The sequence below is a fragment of the Alicyclobacillus hesperidum subsp. aegles genome (genome assembly GCF_027923525.1).
Classification (GTDB): Bacteria; Bacillota; Bacilli; order Alicyclobacillales; family Alicyclobacillaceae; genus Alicyclobacillus; species Alicyclobacillus aegles.
Map to the genome: position 1 here is coordinate 56,980 of NZ_BSBJ01000049.1, position 25,136 is coordinate 82,115.

A 25,136-nucleotide genomic window follows, 5' to 3' on the forward strand; every position below is an offset into this window, starting at 1 on the left:
GATCTTACCGGTTCGAGCGCGAGATGTTTGAAGCAAGCCAGTTTTTCGGTAGACTTTGCGTAGCGAAATGTGAAGGAGACAGACGAGTTGGAGCAAGTGCTGGAGACACCACCAAACTACGCGCGAATCGTATCGGACAAGACTGGTATTGCGGAAGCCCGGGTCAAAGCGGCGCTTCGCCTGTTGGATGAGGGCAATACCATTCCATTCATAGCTCGCTATCGGAAGGAAATGACTCGCGAGCTCGACGAAAATGAATTGCGCTCGATTGCACGGGAGTACGAACAGGCGAAAAACCTGGAGGCGCGTCGTCAGGACGTGCTGCGGCTGCTTGCGGAGCAAGGCGCTTTAGCCACCGAACCGCAGGCGAGTCAACTGCGCCAAGCCATTCAGGTGGCACAGACGTTCACCGAGATCGACGACATCTATCGGCCATTCCGTCCCAAGCGGCGAACACGCGCTTCCATTGCTCGCGAGCGTGGACTAGGCCCGCTTGCGGAATGGCTTCAGACGGTGGAGCGGGCAACGCCTTTGGCAAGGGTCATGCAGGAAGCTGAGACGTATGTAAACGTCGAAGCAGGCGTCGAGTCGGCTGGACCAGCCCTACAGGGTGCATTGGACATCTTGGCGGAAGCGATTTCGGATGATGCCAACAACCGTCGTTTCATTCGCACGATTACCATGCGACATGGCAAAATGGTGAGCTCGGCGGTCGATGAAAGTGCAGAGACAGTCTATGAGCAGTATTACCGCTACGAAGAACCTCTTGTAAGTGTGCCGCCGCATCGAGTGCTGGCGATGGATCGGGGTGAACGCGAAGGAGCCTTACACGTTTCCATTGCCGCTCCAGAGGTTGACATCGTCGCTCGCTTGTATCGCCGTTATGCCGGATCGGACAAGCCGGATACCGATACAGTTGCAGGCTTGCTGGCGCGGGCGGCGCTAGATGCCTATAAGCGGCTGATTCAGCCAGCGGTGGAACGCGAGGTGCGGGCCGAGTTGCAGGAGCGGGCGGAAGAGCATGCCATCGGGATATTCGGTGCGAATTTGCGCAGTCTCCTGTTGCAACCACCTCTGCGCGGGAAGCGCGTCCTGGGGGTTGATCCGGCTTATCGGACGGGTTGTAAGCTAGCTGCCGTCGACGATACAGGTAAGCTTTTAGAGGTGTCCGTGATTTATCCGACACCACCACAAAATCGCGTTGCAGAGGCCGAGGAAGTCCTCCTTTCCTTTGTCGAGCGGCATCATATCGACGTGCTCGCTATTGGCAATGGAACCGCGTCACGCGAGACGGAGGCGTTTGTCGCAGATTGCATTCGCACTTGGCACGCACAATCTGGTCGCTGGCGGATCGCGTATGTGATGGTGTCGGAGGCGGGGGCAAGCGTGTATTCTGCATCGGAATTGGCGGGCGAGGAATTTCCTAACCTTGATGTCGCTGAGCGAAGTGCTATTTCCATCGCGCGCCGTCTGCAAGATCCACTTGCGGAACTGGTCAAGATCGATCCAAAGTCGATTGGTGTCGGCCAGTATCAACACGATGTTTCACAGGCGAGGCTCGGAGAACAACTTGGCGCGGTCGTCGAGACAGCGGTCAATGAGGTCGGTGTCGATGTCAATACGGCTTCGGCCAGTCTGTTGTCGTACGTTGCTGGGTTGAACCGTACAACGGCACGCAACATTGTACAGTTCCGTGAGGCAAATGGGCGATTCCGCACGCGCAACCAGTTGGCCAAAGTTCCACGCCTAGGGCCGAAGACGCTCGAACAGTGCGTTGGCTTTCTGCGCGTCATGGATGGCGATGAAGTTTTGGATGCAACGCCCATTCACCCGGAGTCATACGGTGTCGTCGAGCGTCTGTTGGCCAGGTTGGAAGCCAATCCGACTGACTTGCGCGAGACTTCTAAGCGTCGAGCCCTGATTGCCGCTGCCCGCCGCCTGCCACTTGCCGAGTTGGCACAGGAGCTTGGCACCGGTGTGCCGACGTTGCGCGACATCCTGGATGCTCTCGAACGTCCAGGCCGCGATCCGCGTGAAGATGTGCCACCGCCGATTCTGCGGACAGATGTGATGCGCATGGAGGATTTGTCGGTGGGTATGGAACTAAACGGAACAGTGCGGAATGTGGTGGACTTTGGCGCGTTTGTCGACATTGGGCTGAAAAACGACGGGCTTGTGCATATTTCCGAGCTTGCCGATACATTTGTCAAACATCCACTCGACGTTGTGACGGTTGGTGACGTCGTTCGTGTCCGCGTGGTTCACATTGACGCGGCACGCGGGCGGATCGGGCTGTCGATGAAAGGGTTGCAAAGCAAGCAATAAGCTTTACAGATGCTCGTGGGGCGTCCACTTGTGATGGTGGACGTCCCATTTGCCGTGCTTCTACACACAGGATACAATGAACCAACGGACTTGTACGGATTTTATATAGGAATTGGTGATACGTGATGAGCACGCCCGCAAAGTACGTGGTGGTCAAAGAACAAATTAAAGAGTGGATCCGGAGTGGGAAAGTAAAACCGGGGGAAAAGATTTATTCGGAGAACGAGCTCATCAAGATGTTCCGCGTGAGCCGACATACAATTCGGCAAGCGGTGGGGGATTTGGTGCACGAAGGGCTGTTGTATCGGGAGCAAGGCGCAGGTACGTTTTGTGCGTATCCGCCGGAAGAGCGTACAACGAGTGGCCCGGCAGTGCAGGAGAGCGGCAAGTATATCGGTGTGATCACGACGTACATCTCGGATTATATTTTTCCGTCCATCATCCGCGGAATTGAGTCGCATGTGACGAGTAAGGGGTACTCGTTGATCCTGGCGTGTACGTACAACAACATTGGGAAAGAGGCGCGGTGTCTGCAGTCGATGTTGAGCAGGCCTATAGACGGACTGATCATCGAGCCGACGGAGAGTAGTACGTACAACCCTAACATCCGTTACTATCTGGAATTGGAGCGTCGAAAGATTCCGTATGTGATGATCAACCAGTTCTATCCCCAGTTGGATCCCCCGCATATCATTGTGGACGATAAAAAAGGTGGATGGATGGCAACAGAGCACTTGATTCAGTTAGGCCATCGTCGGTTGATGGGCGTGTTTAAGACGGACGATCTGCAGGGCGTGTATCGGATGCAGGGGTTTATTGACGCGTGTCGAGAGGCGGATATTTCGGTGGCGCCGGAGATGTTGATCACGTATCGGACAGAGGAGGAGAGTAGCGACGTACTTCGCCGTGTACGGGAGGTACTGAGTCAGGATACCAACGAGCGCCCGACGGGCGTGGTGTGCTATAACGACCAGTTGGCCATAAGAGTGTTGGATATCATGCGGGAATTGGAGTTGAGTGTACCGGATGATATATCACTGGTAGGCTACGATGATTCGTACTTGGCCGAGGCGACGGAGATCAAGTTGACAACCGTGGAGCATCCCAAGATGCAGATGGGTTTGGATGCGGCGAAATGGGTGATGCGTGCCATTGACCGTGGCAAACGCGATGGCGAGAATCCGCAATCCATCGTCTATGAGCCGAAGTTGGTGGTCAGGCAGTCAACGGCGAGGAACGCCTAGCAGTCGTACAAGGTAATTTCACGGTGCATTGGGGGTCTAGGAACAAGTAATCATGGGGCTAACGTTTGCTTCAATTTAGGTCGCTAGTGTTGTGCCGTCGCTCCGGTCCGACAAATCTGCGTGTCAACGACCAATAGAAATAAGCCCTCGCCATAGTGACTCACTGTAGGCCTATTCTAAAGGCGAGGGTGTCATAGCTACTGGTTTTTTAGCTCCGTGTATTAACGAAAGTCTGTTTCATAGACCCCTTGTAAGCGTTATGTAATTCGAATTCACCCTTTGAGGGCACTTCCTGAAATACCAGCAACGATATATCTTTGAGCTGCTACAAGCAATATTCCTGCGGGAATGCATGCTATGACTGATGTCGCCATCATATCGTTCCATGACTGGCTGTAGTTACTTATATAGTTATATAGGCTAACCGTGATTGGTTGCATACTTTCTTTTGAGAGAAGTGTGATGGCGAAGAGAAAGTCGCTCCAGCCGAACAGAAACGAAAACAGCCCTGAAGTAATAATGGCGTTCTTGCTTAACGGTATTATGACCTTGTAGAAGGTCTTAAGTTCAGTGGCTCCGTCAATAAATGCCGCTTCAGTTATGTCCTTGGGGATTTGTTGCATGAAGCCCCGCATTACAAGCAGGTCAAATGGAATGGAAAAGGTGCAATCTGACACAATAACACCAAAGTAATGATTAATTAGGCCGATCTTATTAAAAATAAGGAATAGTCCATTAGCCAGCGAAATACCAGGTATCATTTGGGATATTAGGAATAGGATTATAAAAAGTTTCTCACCCCTTATTTTGAACTGTCCCAACGCATAAGCTGCAGGAGTCGAAACAAGTAGTGATAGAACCGAAGCGCCAATTGCGATTATTAGACTGTTTACGAGGTGGGGGAGTTGTGATAGAAAGACGTCTCGATATGCTACCAAGGATGGGTGAGGTGGATACAAAAATGGAGGAACGTGTAAGATATCTGAATTTGTTTCAAGCGACGATATGATTACCCAGTAAAGGGGAAACAGCATTAGGATCGTTGCAATGAAAGCAACGAACATGCGAACTACGGTCTGTCTTGAGGTTCGTAACGACTGCATATGTTTAATCCTCCCTTGATACACGGAGATATAGAATCATTAGCACAATTGATATACCAGCCATGACATTCGAAACAGCCGCGCCCTGACTGAAAAGAAATTGTTGAAATGACAGTTGATAGGCCCATGTCGCGAAGATCTGCGATGCGTTGGCCGGACCGCCGCCGGTAAGGGCCATGATGATATCGAACACCTTAAGAGTGTATATTAGGCCCAGCAGAACCGTTATCGATATCACTGATTTAATTGAAGGTAGGGACACTCTCCAAAATCTCTTCCACGCATTAGCGCCATCAATGTGTGCGGCCTCCAATATCTCCTGTGGTATTTCCTGTAAACCACTGTATATAAGGACCATATTAAACGGTATACCTATCCAAATATTGGCTATAGTTACGGATATAAGTGCTAGGTGCGGGTTCACGAGCCATCCTAGGGGATGGTGAATAACATGTAGCCACAGTAAGAGCCAGTTTATTACCCCATTCTCTTGATCCATCATCCACTTGAAGGCCGTACCCGAAACAAGAAGTGGAATTAGCCATGGAATAATAATTAACGACCTCAGAATTCCACTCATAGGGAACTTCTTGTTAAACAGTATGGCTAATAATGTGCCTATTACGAGTTGGGCAAATACTGAGCCAACGACAAAGATGACGGTATTGATTAGCACTGTTCCAAAAATAGGGTTGCGAAAAACCGATGCGTAGTTGGAAAATCCAACGAATGAAGTGCCCGATCCGGGGATTGAATATACTGAGTAATTTGTGAAACTGATTAGTAAATTATATACAATTGGGTATCCGAATACCGCTATGAGGTAAACTATGCTCGGTATTAATAAGAGGTAGGCAAATACTTTTTTACTAGGCATCTCACAAGTCCCCCAAATGCCACTCCTAGATATGGTATATAAAATTGCAGTGCGGAAAAGGCTGGGTCCTGGGGTTATTCCAGGACCCTAGACTATGCAACTGATCCCATCGTGTCAGTGTAGATACTGTTGGATTGCTTGGGAAGCGGTCTTCGCAGCTTGTGCTGGGCTTTGTGAGCCGCTAATAGCTGCTTGCAACGCTGTACTTACCGCGTTGGACACGTTCGGAAGTTGAGTACCCAGTCCAGTGGTGAGTGGCAGGGCATTATTCAATTCATCAGCGAAGAGCTTAAGAGACGGATCTTGTTTCAGTAATAATTGCATTGCGGGAATATACGCTGGTACGTATCCTTCAAGACTATCGAAATGAGCCAATAATTGAGGTTGCTGTAGCCAATGGATAAATTCCCAAGCTGCCTTTTGTTGTGCAGGAGATCCGTCATTTGTAATGGTCCAATCTTCACCACCTATGGGGCTGATTGCCTTCTGGCCAAGCTTGGGAACAGGCAACTGGACAACCCCGTAATCAACGTGGGCAGCCTTGAGGGAGGGGATTTCCCATGGCCCCATTTCCATCATTGCTGCGTGACCAGAAGCAAACTCGTCATAGACGTCATTCTGACTATAATTAACCACCGATGGTGACGCTCCTCCCTCCTTCACTAGTGTTTCCCACAGTTGTATTGCCTGGATAGCCCGAGCACTACTAAATTGCGTGTAGCTTCCTCCATTTGTCCAAAGAAAGGGTGCAAACTGCCAGGTAGCTTGTTCGTTATTTGGTGCGGAAAAAACCATACCATATACAGAACCCTTGGATAATTTCTTTGAGTCTGTCAGCAACTGTGACCATGTCTTAGGTGGTGAGATGTGCGCTGCTGAAAGCATTTTTTTATTGTAGAAAAGAGCAAGATCATTGCTGCCTACGGGAAGCCCATATATCTGATTGTTCACAGTCACTGTCTTTAGCGGGCCGGCAAGATATTGTGATTTATCGATTGTTCCAAGTTTGGTAAGAGGAGTAAGCGCACCGGCTGCTACCATGGTTGGAATATTGAGGTTGTCGCATATAACCATAGTTGGTAGTGTGTGTGTTTGTGCTTCCTGCAAAGATTTAGGGAGTAACTCTGTATATGGAACTGGTATCCGCTGGATAATTATGTTCGGATGTGTCTTCTCAAACTCCTTCTCAATGTCGTTAAGCCCTTGTGACGCAAGTGAACCAGTATAATAGTCCATTTCAGTGATAGTGATTTTCTGGGAAGATGCAGCCGCATTCTTTGTTGGCGTGGTTGTACTACTTGCAGCGCCTGTATCAGTGGTACCGCAGCCCGATACCACGCCAACTGTGAGTGCACTAGCAGACACAAACAGACATGCCCTTTGCCATTGTTGCTTAACCATGTTAAGGCCCCCTTTTAATTTGTGCGGACAATTCAAAGAGTGTAATTCACTTGTCAGTATAACTTCATTAAAAAAGGAATACAAGCGCTTTCTTTTTCCCTTTCCCATGGTTATCTTGGTGTGTAGGGCAGCAGGTCTACCGAGATCGATAGAAGGGAACGTGATAACGATGAATAATTTGTACGTACAACTAAAATCGCGCTTTTGGTCACCTTATCAAGATCTTGTTCGTGAGACTGTTTTGCCATACCAGCTGGATATATTAAGTGACAACATCCCTGGTAGCGAACCAAGCGGTGCCATTCGCAACTTTCGAATTGCAGCTGGGCTCGAAAAAGGGAACTTTACAGGAATGGTGTTCCAAGATAGTGACGTTGCTAAATGGATAGAGGCGGTGGGGCATGCGCTACGTCAGAAACGGGATCCGGACTTGGAGGTTATGGCGGACAAGGTAATCGACCTCGTGGTAGCGGCTCAAAGACCGGACGGGTATCTGAACACATACTTTACTATTCAGGAACCCGGAAACCGTTGGACTAATTTAATGGACTGCCATGAGCTGTATTGTGCTGGCCACATGATTGAAGCTGGGGTTGCTTATTTCCTAGCTACGGGAAAGCGAAAGTTGCTCGATGCTATGTGCAAATTCGCGGACTACATCGCGGACACATTTGGTTCTGGGGAGGGGAAGATTCATGGTTATGATGGTCACCAAGAGATCGAACTTGCTCTCGTCAAGCTGTATATCGTGACGAAGAACACAAAGTATCTTGATCTTGCAAAATACTTCATCGATGCTCGGGGGACTGATCCTAATTTTCTGCGTCAAGAGTGGGAGAGTCGAGGTCGTTCTTCGTTTTGGGGATGGTATAAACAAGAGGAACCAGATTTCGCGTATCACCAGGCGCACAAGCCTGTACGGGACCAGCAGGTAGCAGTTGGTCATGCTGTTCGTGCAATGTACATGTATACAGCCATGGCGGATATTGCACAACTTACGTGCGATCAGGATTTGAAGGCGGCGTGTGAGAGATTGTGGAATAATGTAACTAAACGCCAAATGTATATCACAGGTGGTATTGGATCCACTAGCCATGGTGAGGCTTTCACCTTTGATTATGATTTACCGAACGAGACTGCCTATGCGGAAACGTGTGCATCTATTGGGCTCATCTTTTTTGCAAACAGGATGATAAGAATCTCCCCGAGACGTGAGTATGCTGACGTAATGGAGCGTGCGCTATATAACGTCGTCATAGGTAGCATGGCATTGGATGGGAAGCACTACTGCTATGTGAATCCCCTGGCTTTGTGGCCGCCAGCAAATATTCAAAATCCGGACCGCAAGCATGTAAAGCCCGTACGTCAGGCGTGGTTCGGATGTGCCTGTTGCCCGCCCAATGTTGCAAGACTTATGATGTCGCTGGGTGACTACATTTACACCATCGACGAGGAAAAAGGCAAGGTATATGTACATCTTTACATTGGTAGTGAAGCGAGCTTTTCGGTCGGTGGGAGAAAAATTGTACTGATTCAGGATTCGGAAATGCCTTGGCAGGGCCGGGTGAAGTTTCGTGTAGCACTGGGTGAAGGCCCCGTGAATTTCTCTCTGGCTTTACGAATTCCCAGTTGGTGTGCTGATACGCCTTCGGTACGCGTGAATGGCAATTTGCTGTCCATTGCCTCCGTGACCACAAAGGATGGTTACATCGAAATTGAACGTACATGGACTGATGGAGATGTACTGGAACTTGACCTGCCTATGAGGGCGTCATTTATAGTAAGCCACCCACAGGTACGTGCCACAAATGGAATGGTTGCCATTGAGCGAGGGCCAATCGTTTATTGCGTGGAGGAGGCTGACAACGGAGCCAATCTCGCTGCAATAGCCATCGACACACATGCACAACTTAGAGAACAACGGTGCGACGTCGCGGGTGTGCAAGCTGTCGTGATCGATGTCGATGCCACTCGCCGCGACGACTCGGCGTGGCCAAGTGACGTACTATATCGACCATTGAATGCGGAGACAGAGTCGGAACTGTCTTCACAGATACGAGCTATTCCGTATTTCTTATGGGGGAATCGCGGTTCGGGCGAAATGGCGGTCTGGTTAAGGTCCCAAACATGCAGGTGAACTCGTTCTAGGGATTTTGTGTATAGCCTCCAGGCAGGGCTTTAGCAACCCTGCCTGGGGCATGTTCTTATCGCCAGCCTCCACTATACACTCCCTCATATTGTCGCGGCATCTGCCAAGGAAAACCTTGCGTATCGTGCTGCCTCCACCAAGCCTCTGGACCATCACAAAATCAGTTTGGATTGACAAAGCCAATAAAGCGCATTATCCTACAAGTTGTACGTACAAATACAGTATAACTAATATTCATCCGAACATTTGTAAACGGATTCTACGCGGGAGGGGGCTAGTCGGTCGTTTATTGCCCATGGTGACTATGGTTAATCGTGTTTCGCGAGAAGTTTGATGTACCCGGAAGGAGGAATTATCGATGAGTCGCTCCATATCACAAGGAAGGCCTCACCAGACTGGCTCGGCTCTATATGTCGTCATGATTTCTTGCGCAGCTGCTCTTGGGGGTTTACTGTACGGTTACGATACGGCCGTGATTTCTGGTGCGATTGGGTTCTTGAAAACGCTCTATAACCTGAGTGCATTCATGCAAGGCCTTGTCATATCCAGCATTATGATTGGCGGTGTGATAGGTGTTGGTGTATCCGGCTTCATGAGTGATCGCATCGGTCGGCGCAAGGTCCTGATGACAGCGGCTTTCTTGTTTGCAATTGCAGCCATCGTGTCAGCGTTTTCGTCTGATGTAACCGTACTCATTGTTGCACGTATCATTGGTGGTTTGGGCATCGGTATGGGATCATCTCTGTCGGTCACGTACATCTCCGAATGTGCGCCCCCTCGTATTCGCGGTGCACTCTCGTCGCTCTATCAGTTGCTTACTATCATCGGCATTTCCGCAACGTATGTAACCAATTTTCTCATCCAAAGGTCGGGTACCGTCGCATGGGACACACACACCGGGTGGCGGTGGATGCTTGGGCTCGGTGCGGTGCCAGCTGCGATTTTCTTTTTCGTGTTGTTGTTTGCTCCAGAAAGCCCGCGCTGGTTGGTTAAGGCCGGGCGCAGTCAACAGTCCCTCGCTATCTTGACGAAAATCAACGGGGAGTCCGTCGCGAAGGCCGAGTTGCAGACCATTGAGGACTCACTGCGCAATGAAGCTAGTAGTAGCGTTGGCGATTTGCTTAAACCAGGTCTGCGTAAGGCGCTCGTGGTTGGCATTCTGCTTGCTTTGTTCAATCAAGTCATTGGCATGAATGCGGTCACATATTATGGGCCTGAAATCTTTAAAATGGTTGGCTTCGGTTTAAACTCCGACTTTTCCATCCAAGCCTTTTTTGGTGCCATGTGGGTCGTGTTCACAGTCGTTGCGGTGTTTTTGATCGATCGCGTTGGCCGCCGCCGCCTCATGCAAATTGGTTCCGCACTGATGGCGATATTCATGGCTTTAATGGGGGCGACGTTCTTTTTCCACATTTCCAACGGTTTCTGGTTGATTCTCTTTATTATGGGCTTTACCGCTGCCTTCAGCGTTTCGATGGGTCCTATCCCGTGGATCATGATTCCGGAAATCTTCCCGAATCACCTGCGGGCACGAGCTGCAGGCGTTGCGACCATCTTCCTATGGGGCGCAAACTGGGCCATTGGTCAATTTACGCCCATGTTGCTCAATGGACTTGGCGGTGCTGATACATTCTGGATCTTTGCAGTTATCAATGTAGTTTGCTTTGTGTTTGTGAGCACGCTCGTCCCGGAGACGAAAAACAAGTCGCTTGAGGAAATTGAACAGTTTTGGATGCGTGGCAAGGCTTCGATGCGCAAGGGATCTTCCGCACAAGACCCGAATTCAGTGCAAAAGGCCAATTTTTCGCGCTAACTTGTACGAATAAGTCGTTGTTATCCTTCGTAGTTGTAAGTACAATTTGTTAGTGAGAGCGGTTCCACTAATCGATGGGTTGTGGTGATGAATATGGCGAAGTACAGCATCGGGGTCGATTTCGGTACACAGTCTGGGCGAGCCGTTTTGGTGGAAATAGGAACGGGTCGTGAAGTGGCGACGGCTGTGAAGGCATATACGCACGGCGTCATGGACGCGTATTTGCCGGATGGCGTGACCCGCTTAGAAGACGACTGGGCCTTACAACACCCTGGCGACTACTTAGAGGTATTGCATGAGACGATTCCGCAACTCCTCCAAGCCGCTGGCGTGGAACCCGCTGACGTCATCGGTATAGGCATTGACTTTACGGCTTGCACGATGTTGCCTATCGCAGCGGACGGCACGCCGCTTTGTATGCGTCCTGAGTTTGCAAGCCACCCGCACAGCTACGTGAAGCTTTGGAAACACCACGCAGCACAAGACGAAGCGAATCGCCTGAACGAGATCGCAAATTCTCGCGGCGAGACTTTTTTGGCGCGATACGGAGGCAAAATATCGTCTGAGTGGATGCTTCCAAAGCTATGGCAAATCCTCAATGAGGCGCCAGAAATTTATGATGCCGCAGACTTCATGGTGGAAGCCGCAGACTGGGTCGTTATGCAGTTGACCGGAAAGCTGGTTCGCAACTCGTGTACTGCAGGGTACAAGGCCATTTGGCACAAACGCGACGGGTATCCCAGCCAAGACTTCTTTCGTGCGCTCGATCCGCGGTTGGAAAACGTCATCGACGACAAGTTGCGGGGAGAGATTCGGCCCATTGGCACGCGCGCCGGTGAGTTGACCGAGGTGGCGGCCAACCTCATAGGGCTTCAACCAGGCACGCCAGTCGCTGTTGCTAACGTCGACGCGCACGTCTCAATGCCGGCTGTAGGGATTACGGAACCGGGCAAACTCCTGATGATCATGGGGACTTCGACGTGCCATGTCTTGCTTGGGACGGAAGAACGCATGGTGCCAGGTATGTGTGGCGTTGTCGAGGACGGGATTATCCCTGGGTATATGGGATACGAGGCTGGACAGTCGTGCGTCGGGGACCATTTCGAATGGTTCATCGAACAGTGTGTACCCGTCAGTTATGCGGAAGAAGCGAAGCGCCAGGGGGTAGGTATTCACCAGTTGCTTACCCAAAGAGCAAAAGCTTTGCGTCCCGGTGAAAGTGGGCTTCTGGCGCTTGATTGGTGGAACGGCAATCGTTCGACCTTAGTGGATGCCGATTTAACTGGCATGTTGCTTGGCGCGACACTTGCCACAAAGCCGGAGGAAATCTATCGGGCGTTGATTGAGGCGACGGCGTTTGGAACGCGGATGATTGTCGAGACGTTCCGCGAACATGGCGTGCCGGTTGACGAGGTTTATGCCTGCGGCGGGATCGCTGAAAAGAACGACCTGATGATGCAGATTTACGCCGATGTGTTGAACATGCCAATTCGCATTGGCGCATCGTCGCAGACTCCTGCGTTGGGCTCGGCCATGTTTGGGGCGGTTGCGGCGGGCAAGACCAACGGTGGCTACGACTCCATCCAGGATGCCGCCCGCGAAATGGGGGGCGTAAAGCCGGATGCCTATGTGCCGCAAGAAGATGCCGTGAAGGTCTATGACGTGCTGTACGCCGAGTATGCGCGCTTGTATGACTATTTCGGGCGCGGAGAGAACAACGTGATGAAGGCTTTGAAGCAACTGAAAAGTGCAACGACAAAGGATGAGGTGCCGGTATGCTAGAGGAATTGAAACAAGCGGTGTTGGCAGCCAACCTCGCATTGCCTAAACATGAACTCGTCACCTTTACGTGGGGAAACGTGAGCGGTATTTCAAGGGCGGATTCCCTTGTGGTCATCAAGCCTAGCGGCGTGCCTTATGAAGAGTTAACGGCGGAGGATATGGTGGTCGTCGACTTTGACGGCAACGTCATCGAGGGCGATCTGCGCCCATCCTCTGATACGCCAACACATCTCGTACTCTATAAGGCATTCCCCGAAATTGGCGGGATCGTTCATACCCACTCACCGTGGGCCACGATGTGGGCACAGGCCGCCATGCCGATCCCGGCTTTAGGCACGACGCATGCGGACTACTTTTATGGGGATATCCCGTGCACTCGCAAGTTGACGCAAACCGAAGTGGAGCAGGCTTACGAGTTAGAGACAGGCAACGTGATCGTCGAAACCTTTGCAGAGTTGGGACTCGATCCGAAAGCCATGCCAGGCATTCTCGTCGCCAATCACGCGCCGTTTTGCTGGGGGAAAGATCCTCAGGATGCGGTCTATCACGCGGTTGTCCTTGAAATTGTCGCAAAGATGGCGCTCAATACGGTTCGCTTGAACGAGAACTGGGCCGCCATTGATCAATTTCTCCTTGATAAACACTATTACCGGAAACACGGTGCCCATGCGTATTACGGGCAAACGAATCGCGTAAGCACACATTGACTTGTCCGGACAACGGTGGCTGTGGCCAAGGGACTTCCGGCGTATCAAACAAGTCGTCAAAATGGAGGATGCAAACATGCATTTGAAGTCTTATGAGTTTTGGTTCGCTGTAGGCAGTCAGTTTCTCTACGGGCCGGAGGTCGTGGAAGAAGTCGAACGACATGCTCGCGAGGTCGCGCAGACGCTTACCCAAGTCGTCCAGCCGGCTCATGCTATTACCTTTAAGGCCGTGCTCAAAGACTCGGAGGAAATTCGGCGCTTTTGTCTCGAGGCCAATGCGGACGATCGCTGTGCGGGGGTAATCGTCTGGATGCATACGTTCTCTCCGGCAAAGATGTGGATTCATGGTTTGTCGGTGCTACACAAACCCATGTTGCACCTGCATACGCAGTTTAATCGCGACATTCCGTGGGACAGCATCGACATGGATTTTATGAACCTGAATCAGTCTGCGCATGGCGATCGCGAGTTTGGTTTCATGGTCAGCCGCATGAACATTGCGCGCAAAGTCGTGGTTGGCCACTGGCAGAACGAAGCTGTGCAGGCGCGTATTCGCGATTGGGCGCAGACGGCGGCGGCCTTTGCGGAGAGCAGGCAGATCCGCGTCGCTCGCTTTGGTGATAACATGCGACAGGTGGCCGTCACCGAGGGAGATAAGGTGGAGGCGGAGCTGCAACTGGGCTGGTCGGTCAACGGCTATGGTGTTGGCGATCTTGTCGAACGCGTTCAGGCTATCTCTGAGCAACAGGTCGATCAATTGATGGACGAGTATGAGACGTTGTACGACTTCGATCCGGCGGCGCGATCGGAAGGGGCACTGCGCGATGCGGTTCGCGAGCAGGCGCGTATCGAACTAGGGTTGCGTGCCTTTCTGGAAGAGGGCGGATTTCATGCATTCACGACAACCTTTGAAGATTTGCATGGGTTGCGGCAATTGCCTGGTTTGGCTGTACAGCGCTTGATGGCAGACGGCTATGGGTTCGGTGGCGAAGGAGATTGGAAGACGGCGGCACTCGTCCGCTTGATGAAGGTTATGGCGCGCGGCGAAGGCACGTCCTTCATGGAGGATTACACCTACCACTTCGAACCGGGGAATGAATTGGTGCTCGGTGCACATATGTTGGAAGTTTGTCCGACGATTGCAGCGACGCGCCCACGTATCGAGGTTCACCCCCTGTCGATTGGTGGTAAGGAAGATCCGGCACGCCTTGTGTTCGACGGGGCGAGTGGCCGCGCCGTGCAGGCGACCCTCGTCGATCTCGGGCATCGTTTCCGCCTTGTGGTCAACGAAGTGGATGCGGTACAACCCGATAGGGACATGCCCAAATTGCCAGTTGCACGCGTATTGTGGCGACCGTTGCCTTCGCTATCCACAGCTGCGGAGAGTTGGATTTTGGCTGGGGGCGCGCACCACACTTGTTTTTCGTATCGCGTGCACGTCGAGCAACTTCGGGATTTTGCGCAAATGGCAGGCGTGGAATGCATCGTGATCGACCAGACGACGAATCCGGTCTCTATTCAAAATGAGCTGCGCTGGAATGAAGTGTGTTATCGGTGATGCGTTTCAGACGGATAGATAAGGGCTGCGTGGTGCAGCCCTGTTTGTGTTCAAGGGAGAGTGGAGTGCGCTATGGATTGGACGATTGAGGAATTGAATCGCCTCGCAGCCGAATGTTCATGTGGGCTGACACATCATCCTATCGAGATTCGCGAAATTGTCGTGGAGCCGGATGCTTTGCAACGGGCTGCGGCATTTGTGCAATCTTCGTTTCGACATGTATGTATATTTGCCGATGCAAACACGTTTCGAGCGGCGGGGCAGGAATTGGCCAATAGGTTGAAAGAGCTCGCTGTGACCTCGAGTGTCTGCATCATGGAGCCCGATGTGAATGGCGACGTCGTGGCTGATGAGCGGACACTCGTGCAAGGTTTTCTTGCATGCTCGCCTCAAACCGAAGCGATACTGGCGGTCGGCGCCGGGACGGTTCATGACATCGCGCGTTTTTGCAGTTTTAAAATGAAGATACCGTTTATTTCAGTCCCGACCGCCGCGTCGGTCGACGGATTCACGTCGGCGGGGGCGCCGTTGATTGTACGGGGGGTGAAGCAGACATTCCAAACGCAAGCACCCATTGCGGTGTTCGCCGACGTGAACGTATTGGTGCAGGCGCCAAGGCGGTTGGCCGCGTCTGGATTTGGCGACATGATTGGGAAGTTCACATCGCTTGCCGATTGGAATTTTGGACATCTGGTTGCTGATGAGCCCTATTGTCCGTGGATTGCGACACTGACGGCCAAGGCCTTAGAAACTTGTGTCGATCACGTGCATGAGATCCAAGCTGGTGGCCCGGAAGGGCTCTCCATCCTGATGCGTGCTTTAATTCTATCGGGCCTTGCCATGCTATTGTTCGGGCAGTCTCATCCCGCCTCTGGAGGTGAACATCATTTGTCTCATGATTGGGAGATGGAGTTGTTGCGCACAGGCAAACCACAGGTGCTTCATGGCTTGAAGGTGGGGGCGGCGAGCGCCGTGATCGCAGAAACGTACAAAAAGAATGTGCTAGCGGCCATGCAGAGCTTAGAAGGGCAGTTGGGACAAGAAGGATGTGGCGAGCAGGTCGAAGCAGTATCTCGCTTGCTCGCAGGTCTGCCGTCGGCCGACGATATCCGCGCGTGGATTCGGCTTGCTGGCGGGGCCGAGGAGCCAGCAGAACTCGGGATTGACGCTCATTTGGTGGCCGCGAGTCTTACACGTGCGCACAGGCTGCGAAATCGATATACGATGCTCCGGTTTTTGAAGGAACCCATGTCTTTCCACAAGGAGAATGCATAATGTCCAAGTCGATTGCACGCATGACGATTGATCCGCAGTACCAGCTCGCCGATGTCGATCCAAGGTTGTTCGGGTCGTTCATCGAGCATCTCGGGCGCGCCGTATATGGGGGTATTTACGAGCCTGACCACCCGTCTGCCGACGAGATGGGGTTCCGTCAGGACGTCCTCGAACTGGTGCGCGAACTCCAGGTGCCCATCGTGCGCTACCCGGGAGGCAACTTTGTGTCAGGTTATCGTTGGGAAGATGGAGTGGGGCCGCTTGCGTCCAGGCCCGCCCAACTCGATCTCGCTTGGCGAAGCTTGGAACCCAATCGTGTAGGTGTCAACGAATTTGTCGAGTGGGCCAAGCGAGCAAACTCCGAAGTCATGATGGCTGTCAATCTTGGCACGCGTGGTATCGACGAAGCGAAGCAGATTGTCGAGTACTGCAATCATCCTGGCGGCAGTTATTGGAGCGATCTGCGAAAATCGCATGGCTATGAACAACCACACGGCATCAAGGTGTGGTGCCTGGGCAACGAGATGGACGGCCCGTGGCAAATTGGGCACAAAACGGCCGACGAATACGGGCGGATCGCTGAAGAAGCGGCTAAGGTCATGAAATGGGTCGATCCGTCGATAGAGCTCGTCGCATGCGGTAGTTCTGGCTCGAAGATGTCTACGTTTCCCGATTGGGAGCGAATTGTCCTCGAACACACATACGATCACGTCGAGTATATTTCAATGCACAGCTACTACGGAAATCGCGAGAATGACCTCGCGACGTACCTTGCCCAATCACTCGATATGGACCATTTCATCCGTTCGGTGATTGCGACATGTGACTATGTCAAAGCGAAAAAACGCAGCAAGAAGACCATCAACATCTCGTTTGACGAGTGGAATGTGTGGTTTCACTCAAACGACGCGGACAAACAAGTTGCACCGTGGCAGGTTGGCCCGCCGTTGCTGGAGGACGTTTATACGTTCGAAGATGCGCTCGTTGTCGGGTGTTTGTTGATCACGCTTTTGCGCCATGCGGATCGGGTGAAGATGGCGTGCCTTGCTCAGTTGGTCAATGTGATTGCGCCCATCATGACGGAGAACGGCGGGGTGTCGTGGAAACAGACCATTTACTATCCCTTTTTGCACGCTTCGCGGTACGGCAGAGGGAAAGTGATGCATTGCTCGCTACAATCGCCGAAGTACGATTGTAAGGAATTTACCGACGTGCCGCTGGTCGAGAGCGTTGCAGTGTGGAACCAGGACATCGGAGAGTTGACCATTTTTGCGGTCAACCGCTCGCAAGATGGCGGCATCGAGTTGGAATGCGACATCCGCGGGTTTTCTCAAGCCAGCGTGATCGAGCATACGGTGCTTGTGCATTCGGATTTGAAAGCGGCGAACACGAAAGCAGAGCCGCAGGAAGTGATACCGCAGCACGTACAAGGCGCAAAGGTCGATGGCGGCTTGCTCTTCGCTCCATTACCCAAACTGTCTTGGAACGTCATTCGATTGCGCGTGGAACCCTAATCGAAAGATGGTTTTGTGCAAGGGCCCTGCCTGTTCAGGGCCCTTTTGTTGTGTGGCGAATATGCTATATGCTAGCGCAAGGGTAGTCCAATTCAGACGATTTCGCAATTTATGCTGCGGGTATGTTAGGAAAGCTTACATACGCCATGGACAAACCCGAATCAGACAAGTACACTGCTAAACAGTTACAGCGGGCAGGGAATGGGATAGTCCTTATGCCGGTTGTACGATTGAGGAGGAAGTTTGTTTGAAACGCATTGACGCCATTATTCGCCCGGAAAAGTTGCAGCCCACCATCAAGGCGCTGCGTCAGGTTGGCGTGTCTGGATTCACGGTGATTCCGGTGCAGGGACGCGGCCAACAAAAGGATGCCGTCGGTGTCTACCGCGGCCACGTGTACGACATCAATCTGCACCCGAAGATCAAGCTGGAGATCGTGGTGTCAGACAACTATATTCAGCCAACCATCCGCGCCATTATCAATGCGGCACAAACGGGCAAAACAGGCGATGGGAAGATTTTTGTCTATGACATCCTCGAAGCATATAACATTCGCACGGGGGACGTGGACGAGACCATCGACGAGTTGAACCAGAAGAGGGAGGACAAATAGTTGTTGTCTGTACAAACCGCGCTCAACGCTATCTGGGTCGTGCTGGCCGCCGGCCTGGTCCTCTTCATGGAGGGCGGCTTCAGCCTGCTCGAGGCGGGTTTCGTACGCACCAAGAATGCGGTCAACGTCACGATGAAAGTGTTTGTCGACCTTACATTCGGAGTTCTTGCGTTTTATGTAGTGGGCGTCCATTTCCTGTTCGGGCGCGATCACGCTCATCTCATTGGCTTGGGCAGCTTGATTGCGCCGGCTCACCTGCCACAGGCGGCGTTCGTTCTGTTTGAAATAGGCTTTGCCATCGCCACTGCGTCCATCATTTCCGGGGCAGTTGCGGAGCGAATGAAATTTTCGGCATATGTCGTGATCGTCGTACTGGTCTGTGCACTCATCTATCCCATCTCGGCGCACTGGGTGTGGGGGCAGAATGGCTGGCTGGCCAATCTGGGCATGGAGGATTTCGCAGGTTCGGCAGCCATTCATGCTATGGGTGGCTTTATGGCCCTGGGATTCGCCTACACGGTCGGGCCACGCAGTCAGCGATTCAACGCCGATGGTAGCGTCAACGTGTTTGCGCCAAGCAATATTCCGCTTGCCTCTGCCGGAGCCTTTATTCTCTGCTTTGGCTGGATTGGCTTCAATGCAGGAAGTACGCTTAGTGCGTTCAATGTACTCCTTCCGAGCATTGCATTAAACACCGTTTTGGCCGCGGCCGCGGGTGGCGTCTCTGCCGTCCTGCTGACGATGACAAAGTTCAAGGTCGCGGATCCGAGTATGACCATCAACGGTGTTTTGGCCGGATTGGTCGCGATTACAGCGGGTTGTGCGTACGTCGGCCATTGGGCGGCCATTGTGATTGGCTTGGCCGCCGGCGTGCTAGTCGTGTTTGCAACGGGCTGGCTGGACACGTGGAAGGTGGACGATCCCGTTGGTGCCTTCGCAGTCCATGGTGCCGGCGGCGTGTTGGGGACGTTTTGCGTTGGCCTGTTTGACACGGGGCATGGTCTCTTCACGACAGGATCGGTTCATTTGCTGTTGGTACAGTTGCTCGGTTGTCTCGTGTACGCCGGTTGGGGGCTGTTGACGTCGCTCGCCATTGGCCTCGCACTGAAGCGCACCATCGGCCTGCGTGTCGCGATCGACACAGAGGAAGAAGGCCTGGACATTGTCGCGCACGGCATTCCGGCGTACAACGAGTTGGAACGGTTCACAGACATCTGAGTGTTACGTCACGAGGAATACGATGCACTCGCTATGTGTGCCCGCTTGAGCACGGAGACGCCATACCCGGGCAAAACCACATGGCCGTTCTCGGGTGCCGTCCCAAACAGCGGTTCGTACGCTCTGTTATCCAACAGCACGCTCGCTTCGACGGGCGTAAAATTCATCAGGAATACGTAATCTAGGGCCCCGTCCGTTCGCACCTGTGCGCTAACGCCAGCGGGCAGTTGCGAGCGAACGACAGGCTCGAGCCCACTTGCCTGCACGACCGCTTGGAAGAAGTCATGCTGAAATGCATCTTCCAATCGCGCCGCCACGTAATAGGCTACGCCCTCGCCGTAATGGTTCACCGTCACAGCCGGGCGGCCCGTATAAAAATCCTCTTGATAGGTGGCCAAGACGTCTGCTGTCTCCGCGTGTATCAATTCACACAGCTCAAACGCCTTGTACGAGCCAGAGAGATCTAGGATATTGCCCGGGCAACATTCGACTCGATTCGATTCTCCGTCGTATAGAGCATCGATTTCTTCTGACCAGATGCCCAGGATGTCTCGTAGTGGCCCGGGAAACCCGCCCAGAAAGCACAAGTCGTTCTCATCGGCAACACCTGACCAATAGGTTGCAACGAGGGTACCACCGCTATGCACAAACGCGCGCAGCCGATCCGCCACGCCTGGGCGTACCATGTACAGCATGGGTGCGATCACCAGCTTATAGCGAGAAAAGTCGCAGTCCATGTTGATGACATCGGTCGGAATGCCAAGTTCCCACAATGCTTGATAGTGAGAGATGACCGTGCGCTCGTAATGCATTCCCGCGTTTCGTGGACCTTTTGCATCTTCGATGGCCCATCGGTTCTCCCAATCGAGAATCACGGCCGCCTGTACCTCTGGACTCGTGCCTGCGATCTCGCTGATCTTTTGCAGCATGTCGCCTACCTCTGATACGTCGCGGAACGTGCGGGTGTTGGCATGACCTGCGTGATCGACCACGGCACCATGCAGCTTCTCGCAGGATCCGCGACTTTTGCGCCACTGAAAGTACTGAACCGAGTCGGCGCCGTGGGCGATGGCTTGCAGGGATGTTAGCAAGTGAACGCCTGGACGTTTCAACTTGCTGATGGGCTGCCAATTGGTGACGCTCGGTGTACTCTCCATCAGCAGGAAGGGCTGCCCGCCGCCGAGAGAGCGATTGAGATCGTGAATCATCGCCGTGCGTACCGCTTCGCCGATGAGCGTCGATTCGCGATGCCAAAGGGGGTAACTATCCCACGAAATGACATCAAGCACGTCGCGAAACTGCCAATAATCAAGACCAGGGTAGGTGCCCATGAAATTCGTCGTCACCGGTAAGTCGGGATTGATTTGTTTAAGTGGTTCGATCTCGTTGCGGCAAAAATCGACCGTCTGGGTCGTGACAAACCGCTTCCAGTCGAGGTTCATCGCGTGAATTTGGTTCTCTCCATGAGGTGCAGGTGACTCAATTTGTGACCAATCGGTGTAGGTATGGCTCCAAAACGCGGTCCACCACGCCTGGTTCAGCCGTTCGAGGGATCCATAGCGCTGTTTCAGCCACGCCCGAAACGCGTCTTGACAAAGTGGGCAATGACATTCACCGCCGTACTCGTTGGATACATGCCAGCCAATGACCGCCGGATGGTGAGCATAGCGCTCGGCCAAGCGGTGGTTCATCTCGCGCACCTTGTTGCGGTAGATGGGCGACGTTGGACAGTGGTTGTGGCGCTGACCATGCAAGTTGCGCTGACGATTTGCTTCGACGCGCAGCACTTCTGGATATTTTGCCGACATCCAAGCAGGACGTGCGCCGCTGGGGGTAGCCAGGAGTGCGAAAATACCGTTCGCGGCAAGGCGATTCAGTACATCATCCAACCATTCGAACCGATAGACGCCCTCTTCAGGTTCTAAGGCAGCCCATGCAAAAATGCCAATCGAGACCACGTTACACTGCGCTTGCTTCATCAACCGAATGTCTTCCTCGAGAATATCTGGGCGATCCAGCCATTGCTCTGGATTGTAGTCACCCCCGTGTAAGAAGCTCTTTACTTTTGGATGAATCAGTGGATAACGGGCCATTGCTTTCACTCCCTGTGTGAAATATCAACTGATAGAATAGGTATGTCAGATTTCTTTACTTATGTGCTGTCTTTGCTCATGTGTTGGAGCAGCCGTTTTCGGTAGGCCAGCGGTGTACAGTGTTTGTGTGCCCGGAACACCTTGATAAAGTAGCTGACGTCATGAAATCCGAGTTCCATGGCAACAGATGTGATGCTGCGTTGGGGATCTTGTAAGAGTCTTGCGGCCAGATTGACTCGGCGTTCATTGATATACTGCATAGGCTTTTGCTGCGTCATCTCTTTAAAAAAGCGGCAGAAGTGTCCTTCGCTCATGTGAGCCTGAGCGGCCAAGTCTTCGAGCCGCAGGCGCTCACTAAGATGGTCTTCGATATAGGTGAGCACCCTTTTGAGCCGGGCGGATCGCTCATCGTCGAGGTGTTGGCTGCTACAATCCCCCAAGAGCATGTCATGCGTGACAAGTTCGGCGATGACTTGATAAAGACACGCCTTTATGAAAAGTTCATAGCCGGTGACCTTTGTGCCATACAAACGAACGATTTCATACAGTTGTTCGACAATCCGTTGTTCGAAAGGCCATTTCACTTCCATTCGGGTGGGGAAACGGCGCCGTTTGTCGATCAGCGGTTGTATGAACTGATGCTGGATGCGGTCGTATCCGCAACTACAGAGGAGTTCCAGGTCAAAGACAATGGCTTGGCACACGCTAGGGGCATCGTTTGGTGCAATCATGCTGTGCAGTTCTTCGCTGTTGACGAGCACCGCCTGGCCTGCCGGGACGTCAAACGTCTGGTGGCCGACGCGAAAGCGCACGGTACCTTCGGTGACCAACACAAATTCAGTTTCCGCATGCCAATGTAAGTTGACGGTCTGCTGATAAGGGCCTCGCGTGAGAACGACTTCATATACCTGCAGGTGGAACATCGTATCCCCGTGTGTGCGCATTTCAAGCAGATCGCGAACATCCAAGGCGCATCACCCCCATTTGCAAGCGCCTTCAGGATACAAGTCATTGACCAGAAAATTTCAACGTATCCGTTCTTCAGGATGGGCGAGAAGGCCTTATCTGTCAAGTAGAGAGACGTATCGGAAAAGGGAGCGAAAATGTCAAAAAGATACCACTTTGCATCAGAATCGTTAGGCGCAGGTTGCAAAGACGTGATTATAATTCCATTCAACAGCCCGCGTCCCACCTGAACTGTGCATCTGGAGAGCGCCAGGCGACATTTGGTTGCCGTAAAGAATTGCTCTTCCGTGAAAGCGCTATCGGGCTGGGCGGTGTTGCATACGCAGCGAATCGCAGAAGAAAGGGTGGTCTTTGTGCCGAGATCGCGCAAGAAAGCGGCAGGATTGTTGGTATCGGCAGGCGTCATTGCTGCTGGGGTGGTCATCTTGGTGACGAGGGGGGACGGCGATGGCGGCGTTCCGATGACAGCGCAAGCAGTGCCTGCGGCGAGTGTATCTGCTGGCCCAAGCGTAAGCAACGGTGTCGTCCGCATTTCAGCACCAACGGGGACATCGCTCACATCGCTCGATCCGTCCCAATGGGGTGCACAGATTCTCGTCGATCAGGGCACCATCATGGAAGGACTCTATGGCTACAATCAAAAAAATGAAATCGTGCCCAAAATCGCCGCTGGTTACAAGTTGTCGAACAACGGCTTAACATGGACCTTTACATTGCGAAAAGACGCGCGCTGGTCAAATGGTCAGCCGGTGACGGCGCAGGACTTCTATTACGCCTATATGCGCCAGATGTCCCCGTCTAATCCGAACGGCCAGTTATGGCTCAGCGTGCTTAACGTCGTGAAAAATTCATACGCCTATCACGCCGGCACCGTTCCGGCAAGCGCCGTCGGACTCAAGGTGATCAACAACTATACGCTGCAAATCACCACCTCCGCACCGCACTATATCTTGGGCGATCTCGCCGAAGCGGGATCGATGCCGATCAATGAGCAGGTGGCCAAGGCGCATCCGACCAACTGGTTTTTACCACAGTACTTTGTCAGCGATGCTCCGTACACGGTGAAGTCGTTCCAAGCAAACGGTCCGCTCATCCTCGTGCGCAATCCGAAGTATGTGGGCCATCCGGGTGAGGTGAACTTCGGTAGCGCCAAAGAGATCGACGTCCTGCCGGGGACAAGCGTTTCGGTCGAGGATTTTATGGCGAACAAAATCGATGTCACGACCATTGGTTCGACCTCGGATCTGCAATATGTCAAGACCCATGGTCAGCTGCAGTCGGAGATGAACAAGGCACCTGATTACGGTGTTACCTACTTGCAATACGACAATTCAGCTGTGCCGTCGCCATTGGATAAGCCGGCCGTGCGCCAGGCGATTGCGATGGCCATTGATCGTCAGCCAATCGTGAACGACGTGCTCGGCGGCATGGGTGGCATTACGAATACGTTCTCGGTACCTGGCTGGCCAACGGCGAAATATGAGAAGGGTATAGCGACAAATATTGCGGAAGCGAAGCAGTTGCTGGCAAAATCAGGATACCCAAATGGCAAAGGTTTGCCCACCATTTATCTGTACGCCGAGGTACCAAGCTCGAGCCCGCAGTCTGTGCCTGTTGCCGAAGCGGTGCAGGAAGAGTTACAGCAAAACCTCGGGATTCAGACAAAGATTGTGCAACTGAATGCAACCGATTGGGGCAATTTGACGTACGGCGGGCCACAGCAGAATATTCAGCCCGGTTACAATGTGGCCGTTGGTGGCACAAACGATCTCGATCCGGCGTCTCTCAACCTTGGCGGCGATCAAGGGGTCTACTGGCCAGGTACGTACGGCTACTCGAATCAATTTGTACAGCACGTCCTGCCGTGGTACAACACGCCGTATGATCCAGCTTCGATTAAAAAGTACGGCGATCCCAATAACCCGAATGAGGGTGTGAAGTGGAGCCAGTGGTCGGCGCTGGTGAAAGCCGCGAAGGCAGATATTGCCTATCTTAACAAGTGGACGTCGCAACAGCCGGCACAGTGGCGCTCCATCATGGATCCACCGGGATCGTTAAGCTTGACGCAACAGTGGAATCAAATTGTGAATAGTTGGAACCAAGCGAAATCTGCCACGGCAAAGCACGCGGCGTACGTCCAAGCGTGGAAGTTCGTCGCACCTTACACCGAAGGATCTGGTGGTGGTGGCATCAATACATCGAGCCTCGACGTGCAAGTGTACTGGGATCAAAACGAGTCTGCTGATGTGAAGAACTGGCGCATGTGGCAAGCAGAGTACCAAAACAGCCCGAGCATGTTTGCCTCCGCTTCCACAGCGGCCAAATTGATGACGCAGCTCATTCAACAAGGATATACGATCCCGCTGTTCTACGGGGAGACGTATTATTTGGAGCGCACGGGTGTCATCGGGGCACAGCCCAATCCTTGGTCCTGGGGTGGCTTTTATCAAATGCAGTACCTTTCGGCCAAGTAAGTAGTCCAACTCACTCGTTGCTAA

The 25,136-nt window shown here is 52.6% G+C and carries 17 protein-coding genes; 12 read left to right on the top strand and 5 right to left on the bottom strand.

Annotated features, from left to right (window positions below; translation table 11 throughout):
• Positions 1 to 96: 96 nt before the first annotated feature.
• On the top strand, positions 97 to 2,325 hold the full coding sequence (locus QMF38_RS10015; protein WP_232302351.1) for a Tex family protein: 2,229 nt from the start codon (positions 97 to 99) through the stop codon (positions 2,323 to 2,325).
• Positions 2,326 to 2,450: 125 nt separating this feature from the next.
• Positions 2,451 to 3,569 carry a GntR family transcriptional regulator gene (locus QMF38_RS10020; RefSeq protein ID WP_281759347.1) on the top strand — a complete coding sequence of 373 codons (1,119 nt, stop codon included), beginning with the start codon at positions 2,451 to 2,453 and terminating at the stop codon, positions 3,567 to 3,569.
• Between the two features lie 272 nt (positions 3,570 to 3,841).
• Here QMF38_RS10020 and QMF38_RS10025 read toward each other — a convergent pair whose 3' ends face one another.
• The 3 genes from QMF38_RS10025 to QMF38_RS10035 all read right to left on the bottom strand — a co-directional run bounded on the left by QMF38_RS10025 (position 3,842) and on the right by QMF38_RS10035 (position 6,950).
• A complete protein-coding gene (locus QMF38_RS10025) occupies positions 3,842 to 4,672 on the bottom strand; it encodes a carbohydrate ABC transporter permease (RefSeq protein WP_100218578.1) in 831 nt (276 codons plus the stop codon).
• A 4-nt stretch (positions 4,673 to 4,676) separates the two neighbouring features.
• On the bottom strand, positions 4,677 to 5,549 hold the full coding sequence (locus QMF38_RS10030; protein ID WP_006446022.1) for a carbohydrate ABC transporter permease: 873 nt from the start codon (positions 5,547 to 5,549) through the stop codon (positions 4,677 to 4,679).
• A 114-nt stretch (positions 5,550 to 5,663) separates the two neighbouring features.
• A complete protein-coding gene (locus tag QMF38_RS10035; RefSeq protein ID WP_052012199.1) occupies positions 5,664 to 6,950 on the bottom strand; it encodes an ABC transporter substrate-binding protein in 1,287 nt (428 codons plus the stop codon).
• A 169-nt stretch (positions 6,951 to 7,119) separates the two neighbouring features.
• Between QMF38_RS10035 and QMF38_RS10040 the strand changes: the two genes are divergently transcribed.
• From QMF38_RS10040 to QMF38_RS10080, 9 genes are all read left to right on the top strand, one after another.
• Entirely contained in the window at positions 7,120 to 9,087 is a 1,968-nt protein-coding gene (locus tag QMF38_RS10040; RefSeq protein WP_040288702.1) for a glycoside hydrolase family 127 protein, read from the top strand.
• Positions 9,088 to 9,457: 370 nt separating this feature from the next.
• On the top strand, positions 9,458 to 10,912 hold the full coding sequence (locus QMF38_RS10045) for a sugar porter family MFS transporter (RefSeq protein WP_006446019.1): 1,455 nt from the start codon (positions 9,458 to 9,460) through the stop codon (positions 10,910 to 10,912).
• 87 nt (positions 10,913 to 10,999) lie between these two features.
• Complete coding sequence (araB, locus tag QMF38_RS10050) at positions 11,000 to 12,694, top strand: ribulokinase (RefSeq protein ID WP_281759348.1); 1,695 nt, start codon at positions 11,000 to 11,002, stop codon at positions 12,692 to 12,694.
• Positions 12,688 to 13,401 (top strand): L-ribulose-5-phosphate 4-epimerase, encoded by a 714-nt coding sequence (gene araD / locus QMF38_RS10055; RefSeq protein WP_006446017.1) that lies wholly within the window; start codon positions 12,688 to 12,690, stop codon positions 13,399 to 13,401. The genes araB and araD overlap by 7 nt, the downstream gene beginning before the upstream one ends.
• A gap of 76 nt (positions 13,402 to 13,477) precedes the next feature.
• The gene (araA, locus tag QMF38_RS10060) at positions 13,478 to 14,959 is read left to right on the top strand and encodes an L-arabinose isomerase (RefSeq protein ID WP_040288699.1); all 1,482 of its coding nucleotides are present in this window, start codon (positions 13,478 to 13,480) and stop codon (positions 14,957 to 14,959) included.
• A 72-nt stretch (positions 14,960 to 15,031) separates the two neighbouring features.
• Positions 15,032 to 16,234, top strand: a complete 1,203-nt coding sequence (locus tag QMF38_RS10065; RefSeq protein WP_040288697.1) for a sn-glycerol-1-phosphate dehydrogenase — start codon at positions 15,032 to 15,034, stop codon at positions 16,232 to 16,234.
• Positions 16,234 to 17,748 carry an arabinosylfuranosidase ArfA gene (arfA, locus tag QMF38_RS10070; protein WP_281759349.1) on the top strand — a complete coding sequence of 505 codons (1,515 nt, stop codon included), beginning with the start codon at positions 16,234 to 16,236 and terminating at the stop codon, positions 17,746 to 17,748. The genes QMF38_RS10065 and arfA overlap by 1 nt, the downstream gene beginning before the upstream one ends.
• A 247-nt stretch (positions 17,749 to 17,995) precedes the next feature.
• Positions 17,996 to 18,361, top strand: a complete 366-nt coding sequence (locus tag QMF38_RS10075) for a P-II family nitrogen regulator (protein WP_006446013.1) — start codon at positions 17,996 to 17,998, stop codon at positions 18,359 to 18,361.
• Positions 18,362 to 18,364: 3 nt separating this feature from the next.
• Positions 18,365 to 19,579: an ammonium transporter gene (locus QMF38_RS10080; protein WP_040288802.1), complete on the top strand. Its 1,215-nt coding sequence runs from the start codon at positions 18,365 to 18,367 to the stop codon at positions 19,577 to 19,579.
• A gap of 8 nt (positions 19,580 to 19,587) precedes the next feature.
• Here the strand turns inward: QMF38_RS10080 and QMF38_RS10085 are convergent, their stop codons facing one another.
• Together QMF38_RS10085 and QMF38_RS10090 are read right to left on the bottom strand one after the other, a co-directional pair.
• Entirely contained in the window at positions 19,588 to 21,672 is a 2,085-nt protein-coding gene (locus QMF38_RS10085) for a beta-galactosidase (protein WP_281759350.1), read from the bottom strand.
• Positions 21,673 to 21,731: 59 nt separating this feature from the next.
• Positions 21,732 to 22,640 (bottom strand): AraC family transcriptional regulator, encoded by a 909-nt coding sequence (locus QMF38_RS10090; protein ID WP_100218577.1) that lies wholly within the window; start codon positions 22,638 to 22,640, stop codon positions 21,732 to 21,734.
• 285 nt (positions 22,641 to 22,925) lie between these two features.
• Here QMF38_RS10090 and QMF38_RS10095 point away from each other — a divergent pair, with 285 nt between their 5' ends.
• Positions 22,926 to 25,112, top strand: coding sequence for a peptide ABC transporter substrate-binding protein (locus tag QMF38_RS10095; protein WP_309298701.1), 2,187 nt, complete (start codon positions 22,926 to 22,928; stop codon positions 25,110 to 25,112).
• The last annotated feature ends 24 nt before the right edge of the window (positions 25,113 to 25,136 follow it).

What these genes read in the sequence shown, in the direction of transcription:
- QMF38_RS10020 (WP_281759347.1), top strand. Translation starts at nt 2,451, where the DNA reads ATGAGCACGCCCGCAAAGTACGTGGTGGTCAAAGAACAAATTAAAGAG.
- QMF38_RS10025 (WP_100218578.1), bottom strand. Translation starts at nt 4,672, where the DNA reads ATGCAGTCGTTACGAACCTCAAGACAGACCGTAGTTCGCATGTTCGTT.
- QMF38_RS10030 (WP_006446022.1), bottom strand. Translation starts at nt 5,549, where the DNA reads ATGCCTAGTAAAAAAGTATTTGCCTACCTCTTATTAATACCGAGCATA.
- QMF38_RS10035 (WP_052012199.1), bottom strand. Translation starts at nt 6,950, where the DNA reads ATGGTTAAGCAACAATGGCAAAGGGCATGTCTGTTTGTGTCTGCTAGT.
- QMF38_RS10040 (WP_040288702.1), top strand. Translation starts at nt 7,120, where the DNA reads ATGAATAATTTGTACGTACAACTAAAATCGCGCTTTTGGTCACCTTAT.
- QMF38_RS10045 (WP_006446019.1), top strand. Translation starts at nt 9,458, where the DNA reads ATGAGTCGCTCCATATCACAAGGAAGGCCTCACCAGACTGGCTCGGCT.
- araB (WP_281759348.1), top strand. Translation starts at nt 11,000, where the DNA reads ATGAATATGGCGAAGTACAGCATCGGGGTCGATTTCGGTACACAGTCT.
- araD (WP_006446017.1), top strand. Translation starts at nt 12,688, where the DNA reads ATGCTAGAGGAATTGAAACAAGCGGTGTTGGCAGCCAACCTCGCATTG.
- araA (WP_040288699.1), top strand. Translation starts at nt 13,478, where the DNA reads ATGCATTTGAAGTCTTATGAGTTTTGGTTCGCTGTAGGCAGTCAGTTT.
- QMF38_RS10065 (WP_040288697.1), top strand. Translation starts at nt 15,032, where the DNA reads ATGGATTGGACGATTGAGGAATTGAATCGCCTCGCAGCCGAATGTTCA.
- arfA (WP_281759349.1), top strand. Translation starts at nt 16,234, where the DNA reads ATGTCCAAGTCGATTGCACGCATGACGATTGATCCGCAGTACCAGCTC.
- QMF38_RS10085 (WP_281759350.1), bottom strand. Translation starts at nt 21,672, where the DNA reads ATGGCCCGTTATCCACTGATTCATCCAAAAGTAAAGAGCTTCTTACAC.